Genomic DNA, 18,912 nt, shown 5'->3' on the forward strand with positions numbered 1-18,912 from the left:
CCGGCGGGTTGGTCGAATTCACATCGCCGCCGGAGGTGTCGCGGTAGTTTTTCCAATGCCGCGGCGCCCGTGCCGCCCGATCATGGCCTCATGACATCTCTGCAAGCAACCGGTTCGGCGTGCGTGCCCAGAGCCGTCGAGGAAATCCTCTACTTCACCGACCGCGAAGGCCTACCGCTGCACGGCGCGAATCTCTACGTCCTCAGTTTCGACGCGTTTCGGACACCGCACCGCCCGGGCGGCTTCTGGGAACTCTCGGTGTGCGCGCCCTCGGGCACCGTTCCGGCCGACGGGCCGATCACGCTGCGCCTGGGTACGCGCAGCGATCGGCTGCGGCCCAGCGCGAACGGAACCCTCACCGTCGCGTTGTCGGCCGATCGGCCGAGGACACCCGTCGCGAACTGGCTTCCGGTCCCGGATTCGCCGTTCACGGTGATGCACCGCACGTACTTTCCGGGCTCGGCGGTGATCGACGGCACCTATCGCTATCCGGCGCTGGAACGCACCTGATCATTCGATCGGCCCATTGTGCGCAATTGCCGGTATCGCAACGCCCACCAGACCTGCGAGGCGATGTGGGGATCCCGCAGCCGCACCTCGGTCAGTTCTTCGAAACGGGACAATCGGTGCCGCACCGTGTTGTGGTGCACGAACATGTGCGTGGCGGTCTCGGCGGCGTTCATGCCGTTGGACAGGTAGCAATCGACGGTGCGCAGGATTTCCATTTCGTCGTCGGTGGTCAGCGGGTCGCAGTAACGTGCCGAGAGGCTTTTGCCGAGCGCGGGGTCAGCGGTCACCGCGGTCAGCAGCCCCAATTCGGCCAGCGTGTGCTGGCCCGGCAACTCGAAGTCCAGTGCCGTCGAGGCCACCCGCCCGGCGATATGAAACGACGACGCCACCTCGTCGAGTTCGACCGCGGGCCCCACACCCACGACCAGCGTGCCCAGTTCCAGCGACCCCTGCTCCAGGGTGCACAAGCCGACCACGTCACCATCGAGAACCGCGGTCAGACCATACGGCGGCCGACAGCCGGGCCGCTGCCGCAATTCCCAATCGACGTGCTCGGCCGTCCGGTCGGCGGGCACCGCCCGGAACGTGGCGTACCTCGGTTGCGTCAGCCCGAACGCCTGCATCTCGCGCCGGGATTCTTCGGGAGTGAGCCCGCCGCCGAACAAGGCGCGCACGAACTCGTCCCGGCGGATGTCCAGTTGCCGGGAAAGGCGGAATTCGCGGGCGCGATATCCGGTGCTGATTTCCAGCATCGCCTCATCCATGGCGGCGAGCATGGCGTCCACGAATACCCGGAGGACGGGAACCGGCACGTTCGCGGATTCGGCCAGTTCTCCGATCCTGCGAATGACTTCACGAATCGCGATTTGCCAGCTCCGCATCACCGATTCCAGGGGCACGCCCTGGTCCGCGCGTAACTCCCCGTGCCCGCGCAGCCCCGCGAGTTCGTCGTCGGTAGCCGGGCGTTGCTCGCGTGCCATCGCGATCAGGCCGTCGACGGCACGCAAGACCGCCTCGACGATGTCGGCGTCATCGAGGCCGTGATAACCCAGCAGGTCGCTCCGGAAGCGCTGGGCGAAATTCGCCGCGAGATCCGGCGCTTCCCGGCGCAGCGAATCCAGCAGGTCCGCGAGGTGTCGCTCGTCGTCGGTAATCATCGCCTCGACAACATACGACCTCGCACCGCACATTCGGTGGACGCGACTTACCGGAATTCCTCCGCTTCGTTCGAGTCGAATGCCACGACGCACTCAGCGATGCAATACCGCGTCGCGCAGGGCGCTCGTCGCGTTGTCCTTTCCCTGTTTCATCAGACCTTCGATCGCTCGTTCCAGCGGATCGGCGGTGGACTTGGGACCGGCCTTGAGGATCGCGACGCCGAGCAGTCGCTGATCGGCGAACCCGGTGACCCCGCGCTCACCGGCTCCGCGCACCTTGACCGGAGGCAACCGCACGGCGTCCGGTTTCGCCGCCGCGATGAGCATGTACCCACCGGTCGAGAATCCGTCGAGGGTGCCCAGCGACCACTCCTCCAGCCGCCCCTGACTCGTCATCTTGACGCCGAAACCGGTCTGCACACCCGCCTCCTCCTCGGTCGGCCGGTCCGTGCGCTCCGGACCGGCGAGCACACCGCCGAAGGTCTCGTAGATCATGATGTTGAGCGCCTGCGTCGGGTCGGTGCCGCGGGTGAACACCACGAACTTGCTCTGTTCGAGGGTCTCGAGCCGTTTGTCCTGCTCCTTCTGGGTCCGGCTCAGCCATGTCGCGCGCTGGCCGTTCTCCTTGTCCGCCAGGAACTTCTCGCACTCGATGGCGTCGACTTCCCATCTCAGCACTCGCGCCTTGGCCAGCCGGACCAGTTTGCGGTAGGCGTAGGCGACGTCGTCCTCGGTGAAGGTGGTCTCGGCGTCGTCCACTGCGACCTGGACCACGATGGTGAGCAACTTGTGTAGCGCCCCTGCTGATTTGGTGGGCGGATCGACCCTCCCCGCGAGCAACTTCGCCCCCTCCATGAAGTCCTTCTGCGGAAAGGTCTCTGTGCTGCCGGATTTGGTGTGATCCGTAAGAACGAGCATGGCGCACTCCACTGCTGATTCGTCATGGGACACAACCAGTTTGCGCCTGGAGCCGAGCGGATACGCGCCCTTTGACCAGGACGGCGACGCGTGTGTCCGGTTCGGAACCGATCCCGGTCCGGAGCCGACCTGTGAGTTCCCTCATAGTTCGCCTGTGTAATGAAATTCGCAGGCGCTCAGATGATCTGGAAACAGCCGCCGGTTGGGCGGCCTCTAGCGCGGAGGAAATATGACCCGATCTGTTCTGCTCGCGACCGCGACGGCCGCCCTCGCGGTGGCTCTCACGGCGTGCGGTGGCGAGGGCGCCTCCGATGCCGCTCCTTCGGCATCGAGCACCGTTTCCACATCCGCTCGGGGCACCACCACCCCCGCAACCGTCGCGCCCACGGGCGAGACCACGGCACCCACCCTCGAGACCACCGCACCCGCCGCCGAGGAGCCGGCTCCGTCGAAGCCGCCGAAAACCACGGCGGCGCCCGCGTCGGCCGAGCCGTGCGCCGTGGTCACCCGCGAATACCTGATCACCACACTGCGCATGACGGGAGGACCCAAGTTCCCCTTGGCCGACCTCCAGAACGCGAAGTGCAGTGGGAACTACGCGACGGCGCTGAGTCAACCGGAAGGCACCCTGCACCCGGTCGTGTACATGTTCAAATACACCCCAAATGTCGGGTGGAATGTGATGGGTGTCGACGACGCGGTCGACTGTGTGAACCGGCACGGCGTTCCGCTCGCGGATGCTCGCGTGATCGGTTGCGCTCTCTAGGCCAGCGCTCAATCGGGCCTGAGCAGTCGGGTTTCGTAGGCGTAGATCGCGGCCTGGGTGCGGTCGCGCAGCTGGAGCTTCTCCAGAATTCGCCCGACATGTGACTTCACGGTCTGCTCGGAAATCAGTAATTCGCCGGCGATCTCGGCGTTGGACAGGCCGCCGGCGATGAGGATCAGGACCTCGGTCTCGCGGGCGGTGAGCGCTCCCGGCCGGTTACGCATCGAAGCGGTGCGCCGGCCGGGGCGCTCGGTGAATTCCGTGAGCAGCCTGCGTGTCACCGAGGGGGCGAGCATGGCATCACCACGAGCTACCGCACGCACGGACTCGGCCAGGGTGTGTGCGGAGGATTCCTTGAGCAAGAAGCCGCTGGCACCGTAACGCAGTGCGGTGTAGACGTATTCGTCGAGGTCGAAGGTCGTGAGCATGATGATGCGGGCGCTGTGTCCAGCCGTGATGATCCGGCGGGTGGCCTCGAGGCCGTCCACGACCGGCATGCGCACATCCATCAGGACGACATCGGGTTTCGATCGCTCGACCTCGAGGACCGCGTGCAGACCGTCGGCGGCCTGGCCGACGACATCGATATCGGGCTGGGCGGCCAGCAGGACGGCCAGTCCTTCCCGGACGAGTTCCTGATCATCGGCGATGAGCACCCGGATCCGCGTCATGGTCACTCCCCGATCGGCAGAGTGGCGGTGACGCGGAACCAGCCGTCGTCGGCAGGACCGGCGGTCAGTTGTCCACCGAATGCGTTGGCGCGCTCACGCATTCCGGTCAACCCGAACCCGGGAAGACCGTCCGCGATGACACGCACGGTGGCTGGCAGCTGGTTGTCGACCTGGAGGCGGACACAGTCGTCACCGGCGTCGATTTCGATGCGAATATTCCTACCCGGTGCGTGCCGGACCGCGTTGCTCACCGCTTCCTGAACGATCCGGTAGCCGGACAAACCGAGTCCGGCGGGCAGTGCTGCCGGGTCTCCGGTGATCCTCAGCTCCACGCGGGTGCCGGTGGCGCGCACCGCCGCTGCCATCTCCTCGAGGTCGGTGAGCGTGGGTTGCGGCAGCACGCCGGTGTCGTCGGCGCGCAATACGCCCAGGATGCGGCGCATTTCGCCGAGGGCGGTCACCGCGCTGGTGCGGATCGCCGCGAAGGTCTGCGGCATCGTCTCCGGTTCCCGGAACGGGGCGGTCTCGGCTTGGATCGCGATGACCGACATGTGGTGGGCCACCACATCGTGCAGCTCGCGGGCGATCCGAGCGCGTTCCTCCAGCAGGGCGGTGCGCTCGCGCTGCCGGATCACCGCGGCCTGTTCGGCCCGCAGGCTGCGATGCGCGGCGAGCAACCCCCGCACCGCCGCGCCCGCCACCAGTACCAGTCCGGCCAGGGCGCTCAGTTCGAGTAGCTCCGACAGCCAGTCGTCCGGCCGCAGGAAGACCGTGACGAGGACTCCCACGGCGAGTGTCCCGGCCCAGCAGGCCGCCGACGCCCACACCGGCACGGTCAGCGCGATCAGGCCCAGGACCAGCAGATAGCTGTTGGTCATCGCATCGACCCACGACTCGCCGCCGGTCCAGATCGTGGCGAGGACCACCGCGGTGATCGAGCTTCCCCACGCCACGAGCGGCAGCCGCCTCGCCGCCACCACCGCCAGGGCCTGGATCGACGCGAGACCGATCGATGAGCGGTCCGCCAGGCTGGTATCGGACCGCAGGGTATGCAGGACGATCGCGAATACCGCCACGGCGAGGGCGAGCGTCGCCACGAACGCCAGTGCCGCCGGTGGCACCCGGACGCGCTGGGCCAGGCGGTCGAAGCCGTTCATGCCCTCCACTATCGGCGATCGCGTGCGCGTCTTCACATGTCCGCGCGATCCAGGACACGCTGAGCCGCGACCAGCGCACCCAGCACACCGGCCAGGACCAGCGCCAAGCGCGGCCACCCGCCGAGCGTGCCGACGAGTTCCGGTGCGGCGTCCGCACTCTGGGCCAATTTGGCTACGACCGTGCTGGGCGCGATGACCGTGACCCACTTGTGCAGATCCCCGAGCACCTGTGCCGCGGTGAGCTGCGGCAGCACCAGGTGCGCGGTCACCGCCGCGACCGCCCCGACCGAACTGCGCAACACCACGCCGACCGCGAGACCGAGCAGCGCCACCGCAGGGAAGCAGCAGTAGATCCCGATCAGCCCCGGGAATGGTTCGCCCGCAGCATATTTCGCGGAATCGATGGCGACGCCGCCGATCAGCCAGGCGGTGGTGATCGACACCGAGGAAACCAGCGCGGCCACGCCCGCGACGACCACCGCCTTCGCCCGCAGGAGCGCGCCACGCTGCGGTGTCGCGGCCAGTACCGGGCGGATCGTCCCGGAACCGAACTCGGTGGTGACGACGAGTGCGCCCCACGCGGCGATAACGGTCAAAGCCATCGGAGCGCCGGTGAGCGACCCGCCGAGAACGGTGTCGCCGGCTTCCATACTGCCGGTCAGCCCGACGATCACTGCGGTCAGCGGTGGCAGCAGCAGTGCCGCCGCCGGCGGCAGCCACAGCGAACGGAGCGAGCGCAGTTTGATCAGCTCGGCGTGCACCTGCGCGGCTGTCACGCCGTCTCCCGGATTTCGTGCTGTCCCACGAGCCGGGTGAAGACGTCCTCCACCGAGGCGTGGACGGGTGCCAGCTCGTCGAGCAAGATGCCGTGAGTCATCGCCATGCGCGCGATTTCACGCGGCGGCATGCCGTGCACGAGGCCGACTCCATCGCGAATTTCGCTCTCCGCCTTGATTATTCCCAACAGCGCGGGAAGCTCGCGACTCCGGACACGCACAACGGGCGCACTGTGACGGGCGACGAAATCCGCGACCGGCTCGTCGGCGAGCAGCCGTCCGGCGCCGATCACCAGCAGATGGTCGGCCACCAGTTCCATCTCGCTCATCACGTGGCTCGACAGCAACACCGTCCGCCCTTCGTCCGCCATGGACCGCAACAACCCGCGCAACCACCGGATGCCCCCGGTATCGAGACCGTTCATCGGCTCGTCCAGAATCAGCACCGCCGGATCCCCCCAGCAACGCCGCCGCGATCCCCAGCCGCTGCCGCATCCCCAACGAGAACTCCCGCACCCGCCGATCCGCCACCCCACCGAGCCCCACGGCGTCGAGCACCTCCCGAACCCGGCGAGCAGATATCCGATTGCTCGCCGCCAGCATCGCCACGTGCTCGCGCGCACTGCGCCCGCCATGCACATCCGCCGCGTCCAGCAGCGCGCCCACCACGCGCAACGGCTCGATCAACTCCCGATATGGCTTACCACTCAACAGAACTCGCCCGCTGGTGGGCCGATCGAGACCGAGAATCAGCCGCATCGTGGTGGACTTACCGGACCCATTCGGCCCCAGAAATCCGGTCACCACCCCCGGCGCGACTCGGAACGTCAGCTCCGCCACCGCAGTCGTCGCACCGTAAACCTTCGTCAAACTCTCTGCCTCGATCACCCCGTCAACGCTAGAAAACCGAGGAGGTCGGCACATCCCGCCGCGGAGCGGTTTCCGGGTATCCCTCTCGAGTAGTACATGCCCATCAGGTGCGCACGACCACGCTGCTGGTGATCTTGTCGGCCAGGGTTTGACGTTTGGCGTCCCACAGCGGAAACAGGAAACCGATGTAGCAGGCAGACGAATCGACGACATGGCAGAACTTGCGCCCCAGCGCCGCCCCGAAACCCATGGGCTGACCGGTAGATTCGCTGATCAAGCGAATGCCGAGGAGCGCCTTGCCGGGGGTCTGGCCGGTGGCACCCTCCCGGTAGATCAACAGCACGGATCCAGCCAAGGCGACCAGGACCGCGACCGCCATCAGCGTCATGCCGACCCCATCGATGCCACCTCCAACGGTCGTCCGCTCGAATGTGCCGTCGACCTGCGCGACGAGATAGCTGTCTCCCGAATCGAACCCCGTGGCGTAGGCGAGGCCGAACAGGATCCCGGCCGGAATTCCGATGATGAGGCCATCGAGAACTGTGGCACCCACCCGAGCAGCCCACCCGGCGTACGGCCCACCAACCATGCTGTTCGAGTACTGCGAGGCACCGTAACCGCCGTGGTCGCGATACCCCGGCGGGAACTGTTGTTGCGCACCGCCATAGAAACTGTCGGGCTGTTGCGAAGGATTCGGATAGTGCGGGCTTCCCCCTGGATTGTTCACCGCCGCAACCCTACCGTCCAGCGCGTCATCGAATCTGCGGAGCCAACCGCCATCGCAGAGCCAATGACACCCTGTGCACAACGCAACCTCCTCGAAACCGGGGCAGCCTTTCCCGATTCGAGTGTTCGCTCATCGGCGTGAGGTCGTGCCTCTACTTTCGGCCCGGCAGCATCAGTTCGTCTGTCGGTGCACGCGGGCACACTCACTGGCATGAGCGCGCCCGACCGTCGAGTCGCCCCACCCCGGTTACCCCGGTCTCTGATAGTGGGCCTGATCGAAGCACACCAGCGCGGCGCCTTGCATCTGCCGATATTCCATGCCGGAGACGTTCTACCGTTGCTCGATGGCGATGATCGCGAAATCGCTGCCGCAGCAGTACTTCTGGCGGCGGACCGGGTCTTCTATCCCGAGGTGTCGGACGGCGGGTGAGGACACCTATACGCTCCGAGAGCGTGCGGTCGAGCCTCGCGAAATCGGCTGACCTCGTCGATCAGGCGCGGAACGAGCTACTCGAGCCAACCGGCATCCCGCGCCGCCCACGGATTGCACTCGTACATCGAGGGTTCAACCGCGGCGTTCGGGTCGAGGGAGGGATGCTGGCCCCAGGCGAACCAGTTGGTGACGTTTTCGGAGGTGCCGTGGAAGCGGCGTTCGCCGGGGCGGTCGCCCGCGCCGCCGTTGTTGTCGTCGGCCTGTTCGGTGAGGTCAGGGGTGATCGAGCCGCGACCGGTGTTGGTGCCGTAGAACATTCCGGAGAAGCACCAGGCCTGGAGTTCGAGTCTGCGGTTGAGCAGGTCGACGGCGGGGTCGGCGTAGTCGAGGGCGGCGACGCGGGCTTGGAAGGCGGGCATGATCCCGGTGATCTGCTGGAGGTGGTGGCCGTACTCGTGGGAGAGGACCGCCAGCGCGTAGCCGACGCCGTAGCCGGTGATGGGTTTCATCGTGTCGTAGGGCATCACGATCTCGCGGTTCGCCGGGCAGTAGAACGCTTCGCGCCCGGTCGCGTTCGCGCCGCACGCGCCGGTGTAGTCCGCGCCGCGGGCGCCTGACCACAGCGACGGCGGGGTCAGGGTGATGCCGAAGGCGGCGAGGGCGGGGCGCCAGGAATCATTGTGGCATTCGATGGCCGCCCGGTAGAACGCTTCGGCCGCAACCTGATCGGCGCTCCAGGCGGGCAGGCGGCAGTTCACCGCGCTGATGCCGGCACCCTCGCGGGTGAGAACGGGGTTGTACCCGAGGTCGGGATCGTTGTTCACCGGCCCGCTTGTGCTGGGAGTCCGCGTGGGCGAACTCGTTCTGGTGGAGGTCGTCGTGGTGGAACTGGGCGAGTTGCTCGTCGACTGCGGACTCGAGGAGCTCGATGCCGCCGCCGGGTGGCCTGCGGTACTTCGGTCGGCAACACCGCAACCGGAAATCACAGCGACGACAAGAACAGCCCCCCACACGAACTTCACCGCCCTTGTCTATCACAGCGCCTACCGGAGCAGTATTGAATCGTTCGGTCCAAAACTGTGCTAGTGTCCTCGATGTGGCGAGACCGAGAAACTTCGACGAGGACCGGGCGGTCGAGGCGGCGATGCGGACCTTCTGGGAGTCCGGCTACGAAGCCACCTCCACCGCCGACCTGTGCGCGGCCACCGGCCTGGGCCGCAGCAGCATCTACAACACCTTCAAATCCAAGACCGCGCTGTTCGACCGGGCGCTGCGCCGCTACATGGACGAGAAGAACGCCCCGGTCCTGCACCTGATGGACGGCGACACTCCGGTCCGGGAGAAGATGCGCGCACTGCTGTGGCGCGTGATCGGGCAGGAGATCGAGGATCCACCAGGCTGCCTCGTGGTGAACTCGATGGTCGAGCTGGCTCCGCGCGATCCGCAGGTGGCACGCTCCCTGCGACACGATCAGGACATGCGGGTGCAGACGTTGCGGTCGGCGTTCCAGGCCGGCCAGCGCCGGGGTGAGATCGCCGCCGAACGCGATCCGCTCGGATTGGCGCATTTCATCATCGCCACCATCAACGGAATGCAGGTCGCCGCACGCGGCGGTGCGGACCGCGCCACCTTGGAAGCCATTGCCACCAACGCGCTCAGCGCGTTCTGAAACACCCCACCCGCACGCGGGCGCTGACTCATGCCCGCGTTATGGACCGTTTGATACAAAACTGATGCGGAAGGCTGCACCATGCCGTTGGCCATCTACGTGCTCGGATTCGCGATATTCGCGCAGGGCACATCCGAATTCATGCTGTCCGGGCTGCTGCCCGACATGGCGCGCGATCTGGGCGTCTCGGTGCCCGACGCGGGCCTGCTGATCTCCGCCTACGCCATCGGCATGGTGATCGGCGCACCCGTCCTGGCGATGGCGACGCTGCGCTGGCCCAAACGCCGCGCCCTGCTCACCTTCCTCGCCGTATTCATCGCCGCGCACGTGCTGGGCGCGGTGGCCACCGGTTATCCGCTGCTGTTCGCCACGCGACTGATCGGCGCGATCGCCTGCGCGGGCTTCTTCGGCGTCGCCGCCGTCACCGCCGTCGACCTGGTCGGCACACATCGGGCCGGACGGGCGCTGTCGATCGTGATCGGCGGAATCACCGTGTCGACGGTGCTCGGTGTCCCGCTGGGCACGGTGATCGGTCAGCAGCTGGGCTGGCGTTCGGCGTTCTGGACGGTGGCCGTGCTCGCCGCCCTCGCCGCGATCGGCGTGGCCTACAGTCTGCGCACCGCACCGGGCGAAACCCGCACGGCCCTGCCGAGATTCACCGACGAAATCCGTAGCCTCGCCAACCCCGGACTGTGGATCGTCTACGGCACCAGCGCACTGATCTTCAGCTCGATGATGGCCTCGTTCAGCTACCTCGGGGCGATGCTGACCACCGACACCGGACTGACCGCGAGCTGGGTTCCAGTGGTACTGGCCCTCTTCGGCGTCGGCGCGCTGATCGGGATCGGGATCGGCGGCCGCGTCGCCGACGCCCACCCCTTCCCCACCCTCTACCTCGGAGCGAGCGGCGTCCTGCTCTGCTCGGTGGGCATCGCGGTGCTGGCGAGCCATCCGCTGCCGGTGATCGCCCTCGTATTCCTGATGGGCCTGTGCGGATTGGCCACCAACCCGGCCGTCAACGCCCGGGTGTACGCCCACCTCGGCGAGGTCCGCACCCTCGGCGGCGCCCTGGTGACCTCGGCGTTCAACGTGGGAAACACCATGGCGCCCTGGCTGGCCGGTCTCGCCGTCGCCGCCGGATTCGGCTATCGCTCCACTGCCTGGGTCGGTGCGGGCATGTCCGCGCTGGGCTTGCTGACCGTGGCCGCCGGACACCTGCGCAGCCGCGGCCCCACGCCGACGACGACGCCGGCCGAGCCGGTCCTCGTCGGCTGAATCCGCGACCGAGGCCCCACCCGATGTCCCGGGTGGGGCCTCGAACCGATGGCGCTACGCACCACCGAGCGACATGGATGACACCGTGCTCGTCGAGCAGCCGCTCGGCGCGGCCTGCCCTGCCATCCGGTCCTGGATCCAACGCAGGACCGCGGACGTCGCCGTGATGGCGAGAACAACATGCTCACTCAACAGGTCGCGGGTATAGGTAATTTGCGCGCCAGCCGCGCACCATCGCGTCACCGCCTGGTCCGCCAGGGCGATATCGAGGATCTCGTCATGCACCGCGTTGTAGAGGAACAGCGGCGCGGCCGGTACCGCGGTGGCGAAGTCCACGTCGCCGAACGACGCTTGCACCTGCGCGAACACCTCCGAAAAGGGAACTGTCAGAAAGTCGTCCATGCGCAGGAACGCATGCTGGGAAATGTTCGGCGTCAGGCACTTGCTGTCACCCGCGGTCATCAGCGCTTGCCCGGTAGGGGTCAGGTACCTGTTGAAAACCTCCGCCAGATGTGGATCGGCGCGCATCATGCCCGGCAGCAGCGAGGGCAGGAAACCGGAGAACGGACCGGAATCGAGCGACTCCAGATAGGGGGCGATGGGTACCGTCCAACCACCCAGGGCACCACCGACCAGTCGTATTTCGGGCGCGTACGCCGGTTGAACCTGAGCGGCCCACCCGGTAGCGAACGACCCGCCGGAGTAGCCCGCCACGACAACGGGTGTGTCGATGCCCGACAGGCCGAGTGGCGTGAAAGCCTCGGCCGCGCGCACGCCGTCGAGCACGGCGTACCCCGGCTGCCCCGGGGAGAACGCCGCCCCCAGCGGCCCCTCCCAATCCGGTACGGAAACCGAGTGACCCGCGGACAACATCTGCTCGATCTGGATGAGATCCAGTGAGCCGTCGTACTTGTCGGGCGCTCCCTGGCGGAGTGCGAACGAGGGAGCACACTGCGGGGCCGAGGCGTCTTGAGCAACCTGGTAACTGATCAATCCGTTGACTGGTCCGGTTCGCGGGCGCAGCACCGTTGTCACCGTCGTTACGGGTTTCCCGGCGGTATCGGTCGTTCGATACAGCAATTGCCAGGCATCGGCGTCCTGCGCCTGCGGCCCCAGCGAGGCCACTTCGACGCGGCGTGAATTCAAGATGGCGCCCGGCGCCGTCGAACTCCACTCCGCCGGTGGGGTATAGAACGGGTCATGCTGCGGAGCGGGTCGCGGATCGGGGCCGGCGACCGCCACGGGAGTACCGGACACGCACAGCACGACCGAAACCGCGATCAGAATCGAACGCAATCGAACGCGCGCGACCACGCTCCGCGCCGATATAGCATTTCCCACGCCCCGAATCCCTCCCCCGGCGGGAAATGCCTCCCGCGAATTCCCCTGAAGGCAGCAACAATACATCTCTCGATCGCGATAACGAGCCGAACCGGAAAGAGGCCCCGCATCCGATGTTCCGGATGCGGGGCCTCGAGCCGAAAAGAGCTGTCAGAAGCTACTTTTCCAGCAAGCTCACTTCCACGCGGCCTTGGCCTCACGCCGACGCCGATGCAGAATCGGCTCGGCATAGGCGTCCGGGCTGTTCACCAATCCTGACCTGCCGCTATCGCCCACCACCGGCGGGTTTGTGGCCGACTTGATCAGGCCGACGGAGGCACTCATCGAGCATCAACGAGATCGACAACTCCACGCACGCTCGGGACACAGTGTCGTCCCGTGACAGGAGAGTCGACCTCGTGCCCGAGAATGAGGCGCGCGGCAGCAAGGTCGTACTTCTCGGCGACGCGGGTCGCGCGGGTGGAGCGCAGGGTTCTCGGCGTGGACCATTCCAGGCGGCCCCATCGCCATGGGGTTGGTAGCGATCGCAGGGTCGGTCCCCTTCGTCGTGATCGGCATCTTCGGCCGCCGGTTGGTCGCCCGCGTCGCGACGTTTCCCATCCTGGCCGGGGTGGACATCATTCGATCCGGGCTGGCCGCGGCGGTGTTGGTGTGGTGGTCGCTGGGCAGAACACCGACGATGCTGGTCTTGGTCGCACTGCTGGGGATCTGCGGGGCGGTGTTCGATCCGGCGTGGGGGTCGATGGCCCCGGAGCTCGTCGCCGAACACGAACGCGCGGATCTGGTGGCGTTGATGGATATGACCGGCCGGATCGCGCGCATCGCAGGCCCTGCGTTGGCCGGTGTCGTACGGGTCGCCGCGCCGCTGGATGTCCTGTTTGCTGCCGACGCTGCGACCTTCGCCGTCTCGGCAGGCGCGCTGGTGTGGTTGGCGCGCACAGCCACCACACCCCGGACGGTGTCGGCGTCGACGAGGACGAGGTCAAATGAGGCGGTACCCGGGGGTTGGTGCGGCCCAATACGCGTGGCTGCTCACCGCTGCCGGGATCGCGGCGCTGGCAGGGAATCTGCGAAGTGGCGGGCCAGCAGAAACGGCAACCCGATCGCCGGCAAAGCGTCGAGGAAGGTGAGCGCGTGGTCGGTGTTGCGGGAACATCTCTCGCTCGCTATCGCTTTCGGCGTCCAGGGGGTGGGTTTCTTGACCTCAGCCGAGCTGCGCCCGGAGGCGGGGTTTCCGGGCCGGTTCCGCCTCGCTTGGGCGAGCGGCGGCGTGCTGCTGGTCGGGACCGGCGCCGCACCCGGGGTCGCATGGGTGGTGGTCGGCGACGCTGTCGGGATTCGTGAACCCGTTCGTCAGTATCGCGATGGGTGCGCGGCTGGCGGCATTCGATTTTCGCGACTTCGCGCTGCCCAAATCTGTCAACGCAATCACCGGCAAAGCAGCAGTGCCGAATCCATGGCGCGCCGCTTGGGTGATGAGCAGAAGACACGGCGGTGGTCAGATCGGTCCGAGAACGGACGAAACGACAACGGCGTCGGAAGCAACATACGCAGCACGGCTATCACGGCACCGGCGGCGCGGCGCCCGGTATGCAGAGCGGCCCCAGCTCGTCCGAGGACGGGCCGGGGCCGTGGGTGTGTCAGGAGTTGTTGAAGAAGTCGCGTCGTGCTGCGGCGACAAGGTCTGAATAGCCCATGCCGAAGGTGCGGGCGGCGGCCTCGTAGGCCTCGACGGCGGCGTGCAGGGGATCGCTTCGGTCGCGTGCCGCGAAATAGGTTGAGAAGGCTTGGTATTGCTGAATAAGTTCGGCGGATCCGGGCACACCCGAGACGGTGGTCAGTGGTACCCGCGGGTCGTACTCGATCCGGCTGATCGCGACCGGGTAATGCTCGAGCTCCGGCGGCGGGCTCTGGTCGGTTCCCAGGGCAGCTAGTCCCTGCTGAGCCCAGTCGATTGCAGGTAGCCCGGCGTGTTCGAAGGCGATGCGGGCACACCAGTAGGCGAACTCGCGTTGCCGTCGTGGATCGAGTGCCTCGATCAGGTCCAGGATGTCGCGGTCGAATCCGGAGATATAGAACGCGGGAATCAACTGCGCCAGAGCCGGACTCGGGGGCCGCCCACCCCAGTTGCGAGCGATGGCGCGGGCGGCTTCGGCTTCGGGACTGTAGGCCGCCACCTTCACAATGGTTCCGTCGGGTGCGTGCACGTGGACGTAGGACTGGTCGAGCTGCGGGGGTGGGTTGATCGGGCCGATGGCGAGCTGGTCGAGCTTGACCGCGGTGACCGCCTGCGGGTTAACCGAGGTTGTACTCGCCCACAGGCGCAGGCGATGATCTTCGGTCGGTTCGCTCACCTCCATCCCCCGCTGACGGTTCCGGCCGCGAGCGCTCGCTCGTAGCTGATAGGCGCCCGGCGGCAACGGTGAGAACCCTGCAGCGAGTTCACCGTCCAGGCGCATCACGTGCAGCTCGGAACGAGATTCGACGGTGGCTTCCTCGACCATTTCCCAGTCCTCGTCTTCGTCGGAGCCGGGCTCGGTATCGAGTATCTCGATGACGAGGTTGACCGGACCATAGGCGACGCCGGTGATGACCGTGACGAAACCGGGCCCGCATTCGAGGAGTTGGCCTCCGGCGGTGACTTCGAGGGTGTCGGCATCGACTGCGCCGAGGGTGAATTGGGAGTGATCGGCGAAGACTGTTCCAGTCTGCTGGGTCATCATCCTGCCTTCACGTAAAAGGGGTCTCCGTCGAGCACACGGCTCTTGACGTAGAACCACGAAGTGATGCCGCCGGCGCGACGGTTCTGGCGACTATCGATGAAGCACATGCTCGCGCCATTCGGACCGAGGTAGGCGGGGCTCAGGGGGTCGAGAGAAGTCGTACCGTGACCGACGTTGCAGTTGTTGTAGGTCCGCAGCGTTCCGCCGCCGTTGTTTCCGCCCTGATTGGTCGAGGCGAACGCGTACTCATCGCAGTCCTTACCTGCCGGGCGCGGGCCTGGGATTGTGTTGCAGGTGGCGTTGCGGTTCTGAGTCATGGTGGTTTCGTTGGTGGTTCGGGTGAGGGGGGTGCCGCCGGGCTCGCCGGGCAGACCGCTGATTTGCGCGTTGCGGACGTGCTGAGCGAATTCGGGCACGTTGCGAGGGCGCACGTCCCAAATTGCCGCGGCACCCGGCACAGCGCAGCCCACGCTGTTGCGGCCGGCTTGACCGTCGCATCGCACAGTCGCGAACCGGGATGAGAACGGGAACGTCTCGTCGTACCACACAAACGTGAAGCGGTAGAAGGGCGCTGCGTTGGCGAGGCCACCGGCACCGACAGGCATGCTCTGGGTGTAGTCGACCACTTTGTCGAGGTTGGCGATCGGCTCGTTGTGGAAGTCCCCGGCGCCGTTCGAGCTACAGGTCGCTCCAGAACTGGTGCAGACAGCCTCTCCCCGGTAAGTCGCCTCGGTCGCGGCGCCGGAAACCTGCATCAAGTGGATCGCCGAGCGAGCGTGCCAATCGGTCCGGTTCCAGGCTGTGCGGAGCTCGTACTCCTCCACGTATTTGACCATACCGAGTCGGTTTTGGGGGTTGTTCTTATTGACGATGTAGGCGACGTCCTCCCGCCACATGCACTGGTACATGCGGTCTCCGCTCCACTGCCCTGCCGGCTGTTTGTTGCAGAACGGCTGCAGGGCGGTTGTCCACTCGGTCCGCACGCGCAGACCGGGCTCATTCGAAGGTGCTGAGGGCCGGCACCAGGCAGGGGCCTGTTCGCGCGAAGGGTCCGGTGCGAGCTGCTCACACGACGGGAGTTCACCGGGAGCAGCTTTGAGGCCGGCACCTGGCCACGGTTCATTCGGCACGTCGACCTTGGCCGGTCCGGATACCGCGATGCGCGCATCGTCTCCGCAGCCGGGGCAGTTGTTGTCGTCGATGAAATCCTCGGCCCAATCGGTGTCGTTTCCTTCGACGGTGGTTGTCGGCCACGACAGGGTGCCGCCTTGGAAATCCTGGTCCCACGACGAGCCTCGCTTGCGCTGATCCGAGGTGGGGTAGCCGTATGGTCCTCGTTCGAAATTGGTTGTGGCCCACTTGTCGCGGATTCCGCCCGATACCGGATGCGCGTCGGTCGGCAGTGACCAATAGATCACGCCATGTTCGAACTTGTTGAACCGTCCCGCGCCATCGGCTGTAGCGGTCTCATCACTGATGGGGTAGCCGAGATAGCTGGTTTCCCAACCCGTTTCGCCCCACTTGTCACGAATTCTCCCGGCGACGTAGTAGGCCTCGTTGAGCTTCCAGTAGATCGTACCGCCCTGGAAATATTGACGGCGACCGATGTTGTCGGGATTGACGATCTCATCAGAGGTCGGATATCCGAGTACTCCGCCTTCCCAGCCATTGCGCTGCCATGCGGCGAAGAAGTGGTTGGCTATCGGGTGAGCTCCGCCGTCGAGCGACCAGAAGATCGGGCCGTTCTGGAACACCGTGCGTTTGCCATGCCCATCAGGGTTGGTCAGCTCGTTGGTGGTCGGAAATAGCAGGAAGCTGTTCGGACCCCCGAGCTCGTTGTACTTGTCGCGGATCGCGCCACACACCTCATACGGTGCCGGCCAATACACCTGGCAGTTCGGCGCGGCCATCGGGCGTGGTTGACCATCGGGTGCGGGTTCTTTGGTCAAGGCTGCGGCTTCCAGGGTTTCGGCTTCGTCGGCCTGTTCCTTGGTGAACCCTTCGGGGATTTCCTCGCAGTCCGACCGCATCTGACCCGGGGTGACATTCTTGTTCGGATTCTTTGTCGGAGACCATTTTTCAGGCTTGCGCTTCTCGTCTTGCGGTGAACAAGCCACCGGCTCCGGCGAGGTCGACGTCACCGGCGGGGCCGAGGTACTCGGAGCAGGTTTGCTGGGGGTGGATGTCGGTGGCGCTGGAGGAGGGGTGCGCTGCGCGGTCGAATTGGTGCTCGAGGTCTGTGGGGCCGATGGTGGCGGGATTGGTGTCGAGGTCGCCGGAGCGGTGGGCGGGGCGGGGCTGGTGGGTGTGGTTGTCGGGTCGGCCGTGGCGGCGGGAATCGGCACCGCCAAGGCACAGACTATGGCACCTACCAGCAGCGATGCTCTGATGGATAGTCGACCGCGTTTTGGTTGCGGACCGGGTGGTCGCCTCATCGTGAATCCCCTTCCGTTCGGCACATCACGAAATGATCACCGTGCCCCAACCGTTGCACGACCGACCTGTTTCAAACCGCAGTCATCGCTAATCGTGAAATAACTCACCCATACGTTTGGAGCGAATGCCTCAGAGCCACAGGCCATTTCGCAGCGCAAGTGTTGTGACCCGCCCGGAACACCGCACCTCCTATTTGTGACACCACATCAAGAAACAAGGGGTGTGAGGTTCCCTCGGCCTTCCGGACACCGATCGTGAGGCGGGATACTCGCCTCCGGAAGAAGTCCGCATACCTCCTGACCTACCACTGGCAATCGCCCGAGAATGCCTCAGCGGCAACCGATCTGACCTCGCGAAAGTAAGGCGCAGTCGCGCTCGATCTGCCCGATATGCAGCTAGGGCCTGTCCTGTAAGTCATCGGAGCCAGAGGACGATAGCGGCGATGGAGAGTTCGGCCTGGTAGTAGGCAGCGCGTTTGGCATAACGAGTGGCCAGGCCTCGGAATTGCTCGAGGCGGTTGAAACATCGCTCGACAAGGTTGCGCTGCTTGTACAGCTCTGCATCGAAGGCTGGTGACCGCCCGCCGCGTGAGCCTTTGGCCACCCGGCGGGCGATCTGGTCGGCGCGTTCAGGGCTGACGAACCGAACCCGCCGGCGGCGCATCGCGTCCCGGGTCGAGGGATGGGAGTAGGCCTTGTCCGCGATGACCGTCTCGGGTCGGGTCCGTGGCCGGCCCAGCCCGGTGCGGGCCACCCGGATACTGTCCGGCAGCGGCAGCAGTTGCGGGTTGCCCCCGGCCTGACCAGGTGTCAGCAGGGCTTTCATCGGCAAGCCGCGCCCGTCGACCGCGAGGGGGATCTTGGTAGTCAGTCCGCCACGGGACCGGCCGAGGGCTTCTCCGTCGACCACGACCGAGCCCCCTTTTTCCGGGCACCGCCAGCATGCTGATGGGCCCGCACGATCGTGGAGTCGACGCTGATGATCCATTCGACCTGCCCGATCGAGTCGTCCTTGACGATCACGTGATCGAGGATCTTCTGCCAGGTCCCATCAGCGGTCCACATCCGCAGCCGCTCGTGAGCTGTTTTCCAGCGGCCGTATCGTTCGGGTAGGTCACGCCAGGGAGCACCGATTCGTAGTTTCCATAGAATCGCGTTGATCACCTGCCGCTGATCACGCCAGCGTCGACCACGCCCGGACACCGGCAGCATGGGCTCGATCCGAGCCCATGCTCGATCGGTCAATTCACCGCGGCTCACCACAGCGGACAGTTAACACCAACTGCTACAACGATTTACAGGACAGAACCTAGTTGGCCCCCCACAGACTCGTCACGTCACCGATGCCATCGCATTCGCGCTGGTAGCCGGGTTCGCGCGACAAGCGCGGGCTGCACTTTACGTGGCCGTTTTGTCGCCGTTTCAGGGTGATTTGCCGGTATCGGCCCGGATCTCCAGTGCTGAAATGAGCCGCTCTCCAGCGAC

General features: G+C 66.1%; 20 protein-coding genes and 2 pseudogenes. 8 read left to right on the plus strand and 14 right to left on the minus strand.

Annotated elements, in window-relative coordinates; all coding sequences use genetic code 11:
* The first annotated feature begins 90 nt into the window (after positions 1–90).
* Positions 91–510, plus strand: coding sequence for a DUF1214 domain-containing protein (locus tag AB0I43_RS28740; RefSeq protein ID WP_357432909.1), 420 nt, complete (start codon positions 91–93; stop codon positions 508–510).
* Here AB0I43_RS28740 and AB0I43_RS28745 read toward each other — a convergent pair.
* Positions 486–1,667: a helix-turn-helix domain-containing protein gene (locus tag AB0I43_RS28745; RefSeq protein WP_357432910.1), complete on the minus strand. Its 1,182-nt coding sequence runs from the start codon at positions 1,665–1,667 to the stop codon at positions 486–488. The genes AB0I43_RS28740 and AB0I43_RS28745 overlap by 25 nt on opposite strands.
* 93 nt (positions 1,668–1,760) lie before the next feature.
* Entirely contained in the window at positions 1,761–2,585 is an 825-nt protein-coding gene (locus AB0I43_RS28750) for a hypothetical protein (RefSeq protein WP_357432911.1), read from the minus strand.
* 229 nt (positions 2,586–2,814) lie between these two features.
* Between AB0I43_RS28750 and AB0I43_RS28755 the strand changes: the two genes are divergently transcribed.
* Positions 2,815–3,351 carry a hypothetical protein gene (locus tag AB0I43_RS28755; protein WP_356980603.1) on the plus strand — a complete coding sequence of 179 codons (537 nt, stop codon included), beginning with the start codon at positions 2,815–2,817 and terminating at the stop codon, positions 3,349–3,351.
* A gap of 8 nt (positions 3,352–3,359) precedes the next feature.
* Here the strand turns inward: AB0I43_RS28755 and AB0I43_RS28760 are convergent, their stop codons facing one another.
* The 6 genes and pseudogenes from AB0I43_RS28760 to AB0I43_RS28785 all read right to left on the minus strand — a co-directional run bounded on the left by AB0I43_RS28760 (position 3,360) and on the right by AB0I43_RS28785 (position 7,552).
* Complete coding sequence (locus AB0I43_RS28760; protein WP_357432912.1) at positions 3,360–4,022, minus strand: response regulator transcription factor; 663 nt, start codon at positions 4,020–4,022, stop codon at positions 3,360–3,362.
* A 2-nt stretch (positions 4,023–4,024) separates the two neighbouring features.
* Positions 4,025–5,179 carry a histidine kinase gene (locus AB0I43_RS28765; protein ID WP_357432913.1) on the minus strand — a complete coding sequence of 385 codons (1,155 nt, stop codon included), beginning with the start codon at positions 5,177–5,179 and terminating at the stop codon, positions 4,025–4,027.
* 32 nt (positions 5,180–5,211) lie between these two features.
* Positions 5,212–5,955 (minus strand): ABC transporter permease, encoded by a 744-nt coding sequence (locus AB0I43_RS28770; RefSeq protein ID WP_357432914.1) that lies wholly within the window; start codon positions 5,953–5,955, stop codon positions 5,212–5,214.
* On the minus strand, positions 5,952–6,401 hold the full coding sequence (locus AB0I43_RS28775) for a hypothetical protein (RefSeq protein WP_357433044.1): 450 nt from the start codon (positions 6,399–6,401) through the stop codon (positions 5,952–5,954). The genes AB0I43_RS28770 and AB0I43_RS28775 overlap by 4 nt, the downstream gene beginning before the upstream one ends.
* Before the next feature lie 73 nt (positions 6,402–6,474).
* Positions 6,475–7,038 (minus strand): annotated as a pseudogene (locus tag AB0I43_RS28780) (ATP-binding cassette domain-containing protein); the annotation flags it as partial.
* Positions 6,929–7,552 (minus strand): RDD family protein, encoded by a 624-nt coding sequence (locus AB0I43_RS28785; protein WP_357432915.1) that lies wholly within the window; start codon positions 7,550–7,552, stop codon positions 6,929–6,931. The pseudogene AB0I43_RS28780 and the gene AB0I43_RS28785, both read right to left, overlap by 110 nt.
* A gap of 210 nt (positions 7,553–7,762) precedes the next feature.
* Here AB0I43_RS28785 and AB0I43_RS28790 point away from each other — a divergent pair, with 210 nt between their 5' ends.
* Entirely contained in the window at positions 7,763–7,981 is a 219-nt protein-coding gene (locus tag AB0I43_RS28790; RefSeq protein ID WP_357432916.1) for a hypothetical protein, read from the plus strand.
* A 77-nt stretch (positions 7,982–8,058) separates the two neighbouring features.
* Here AB0I43_RS28790 and AB0I43_RS28795 read toward each other — a convergent pair whose 3' ends face one another.
* Positions 8,059–8,808 (minus strand): neutral zinc metallopeptidase, encoded by a 750-nt coding sequence (locus tag AB0I43_RS28795; protein ID WP_357432917.1) that lies wholly within the window; start codon positions 8,806–8,808, stop codon positions 8,059–8,061.
* 25 nt (positions 8,809–8,833) lie between these two features.
* Between AB0I43_RS28795 and AB0I43_RS28800 the strand changes: the two genes are divergently transcribed.
* The 3 genes from AB0I43_RS28800 (at position 8,834) to AB0I43_RS28810 (ending at position 10,928) form a co-directional block, all read left to right on the plus strand.
* A complete protein-coding gene (locus tag AB0I43_RS28800) occupies positions 8,834–9,070 on the plus strand; it encodes a hypothetical protein (protein WP_357432918.1) in 237 nt (78 codons plus the stop codon).
* Positions 9,071–9,080: 10 nt separating this feature from the next.
* On the plus strand, positions 9,081–9,653 hold the full coding sequence (locus AB0I43_RS28805) for a TetR/AcrR family transcriptional regulator (RefSeq protein ID WP_357432919.1): 573 nt from the start codon (positions 9,081–9,083) through the stop codon (positions 9,651–9,653).
* Between the two features lie 81 nt (positions 9,654–9,734).
* Positions 9,735–10,928 carry a Cmx/CmrA family chloramphenicol efflux MFS transporter gene (locus AB0I43_RS28810; protein ID WP_357432920.1) on the plus strand — a complete coding sequence of 398 codons (1,194 nt, stop codon included), beginning with the start codon at positions 9,735–9,737 and terminating at the stop codon, positions 10,926–10,928.
* Between the two features lie 54 nt (positions 10,929–10,982).
* On the opposite strand, the gene AB0I43_RS28815 is transcribed toward AB0I43_RS28810, so the two are convergent.
* Together AB0I43_RS28815 and AB0I43_RS28820 are read right to left on the minus strand one after the other, a co-directional pair.
* Positions 10,983–12,242: a lipase family protein gene (locus AB0I43_RS28815; protein ID WP_357432921.1), complete on the minus strand. Its 1,260-nt coding sequence runs from the start codon at positions 12,240–12,242 to the stop codon at positions 10,983–10,985.
* 201 nt (positions 12,243–12,443) lie between these two features.
* Positions 12,444–12,593: a hypothetical protein gene (locus AB0I43_RS28820; RefSeq protein WP_357432922.1), complete on the minus strand. Its 150-nt coding sequence runs from the start codon at positions 12,591–12,593 to the stop codon at positions 12,444–12,446.
* Between the two features lie 184 nt (positions 12,594–12,777).
* Between AB0I43_RS28820 and AB0I43_RS28825 the strand changes: the two genes are divergently transcribed.
* Positions 12,778–13,923 (plus strand): MFS transporter, encoded by a 1,146-nt coding sequence (locus AB0I43_RS28825; RefSeq protein ID WP_357432923.1) that lies wholly within the window; start codon positions 12,778–12,780, stop codon positions 13,921–13,923.
* On the opposite strand, the gene AB0I43_RS28830 is transcribed toward AB0I43_RS28825, so the two are convergent.
* Positions 13,910–14,773, minus strand: coding sequence for a hypothetical protein (locus AB0I43_RS28830; protein ID WP_357432924.1), 864 nt, complete (start codon positions 14,771–14,773; stop codon positions 13,910–13,912). The genes AB0I43_RS28825 and AB0I43_RS28830 overlap by 14 nt on opposite strands.
* On the opposite strand from AB0I43_RS28830, the gene AB0I43_RS28835 reads away from it, so the two are divergent.
* Complete coding sequence (locus AB0I43_RS28835; RefSeq protein WP_357432925.1) at positions 14,732–15,007, plus strand: hypothetical protein; 276 nt, start codon at positions 14,732–14,734, stop codon at positions 15,005–15,007. The genes AB0I43_RS28830 and AB0I43_RS28835 overlap by 42 nt on opposite strands.
* Here the strand turns inward: AB0I43_RS28835 and AB0I43_RS28840 are convergent.
* Both AB0I43_RS28840 and AB0I43_RS28845 read right to left on the minus strand, forming a co-directional pair.
* A complete protein-coding gene (locus tag AB0I43_RS28840; RefSeq protein WP_357432926.1) occupies positions 14,989–17,133 on the minus strand; it encodes a hypothetical protein in 2,145 nt (714 codons plus the stop codon). The two genes, AB0I43_RS28835 and AB0I43_RS28840, sit on opposite strands and share 19 nt — an antisense overlap.
* Before the next feature lie 709 nt (positions 17,134–17,842).
* Positions 17,843–18,687 (minus strand): annotated as a pseudogene (locus AB0I43_RS28845) (IS5 family transposase).
* Between the last annotated feature and the right edge of the window lie 225 nt (positions 18,688–18,912).

It is taken from the genome of Nocardia sp. NPDC050435 (assembly GCF_040655395.1).
Taxonomy (GTDB): Bacteria; Actinomycetota; Actinomycetes; order Mycobacteriales; family Mycobacteriaceae; genus Nocardia.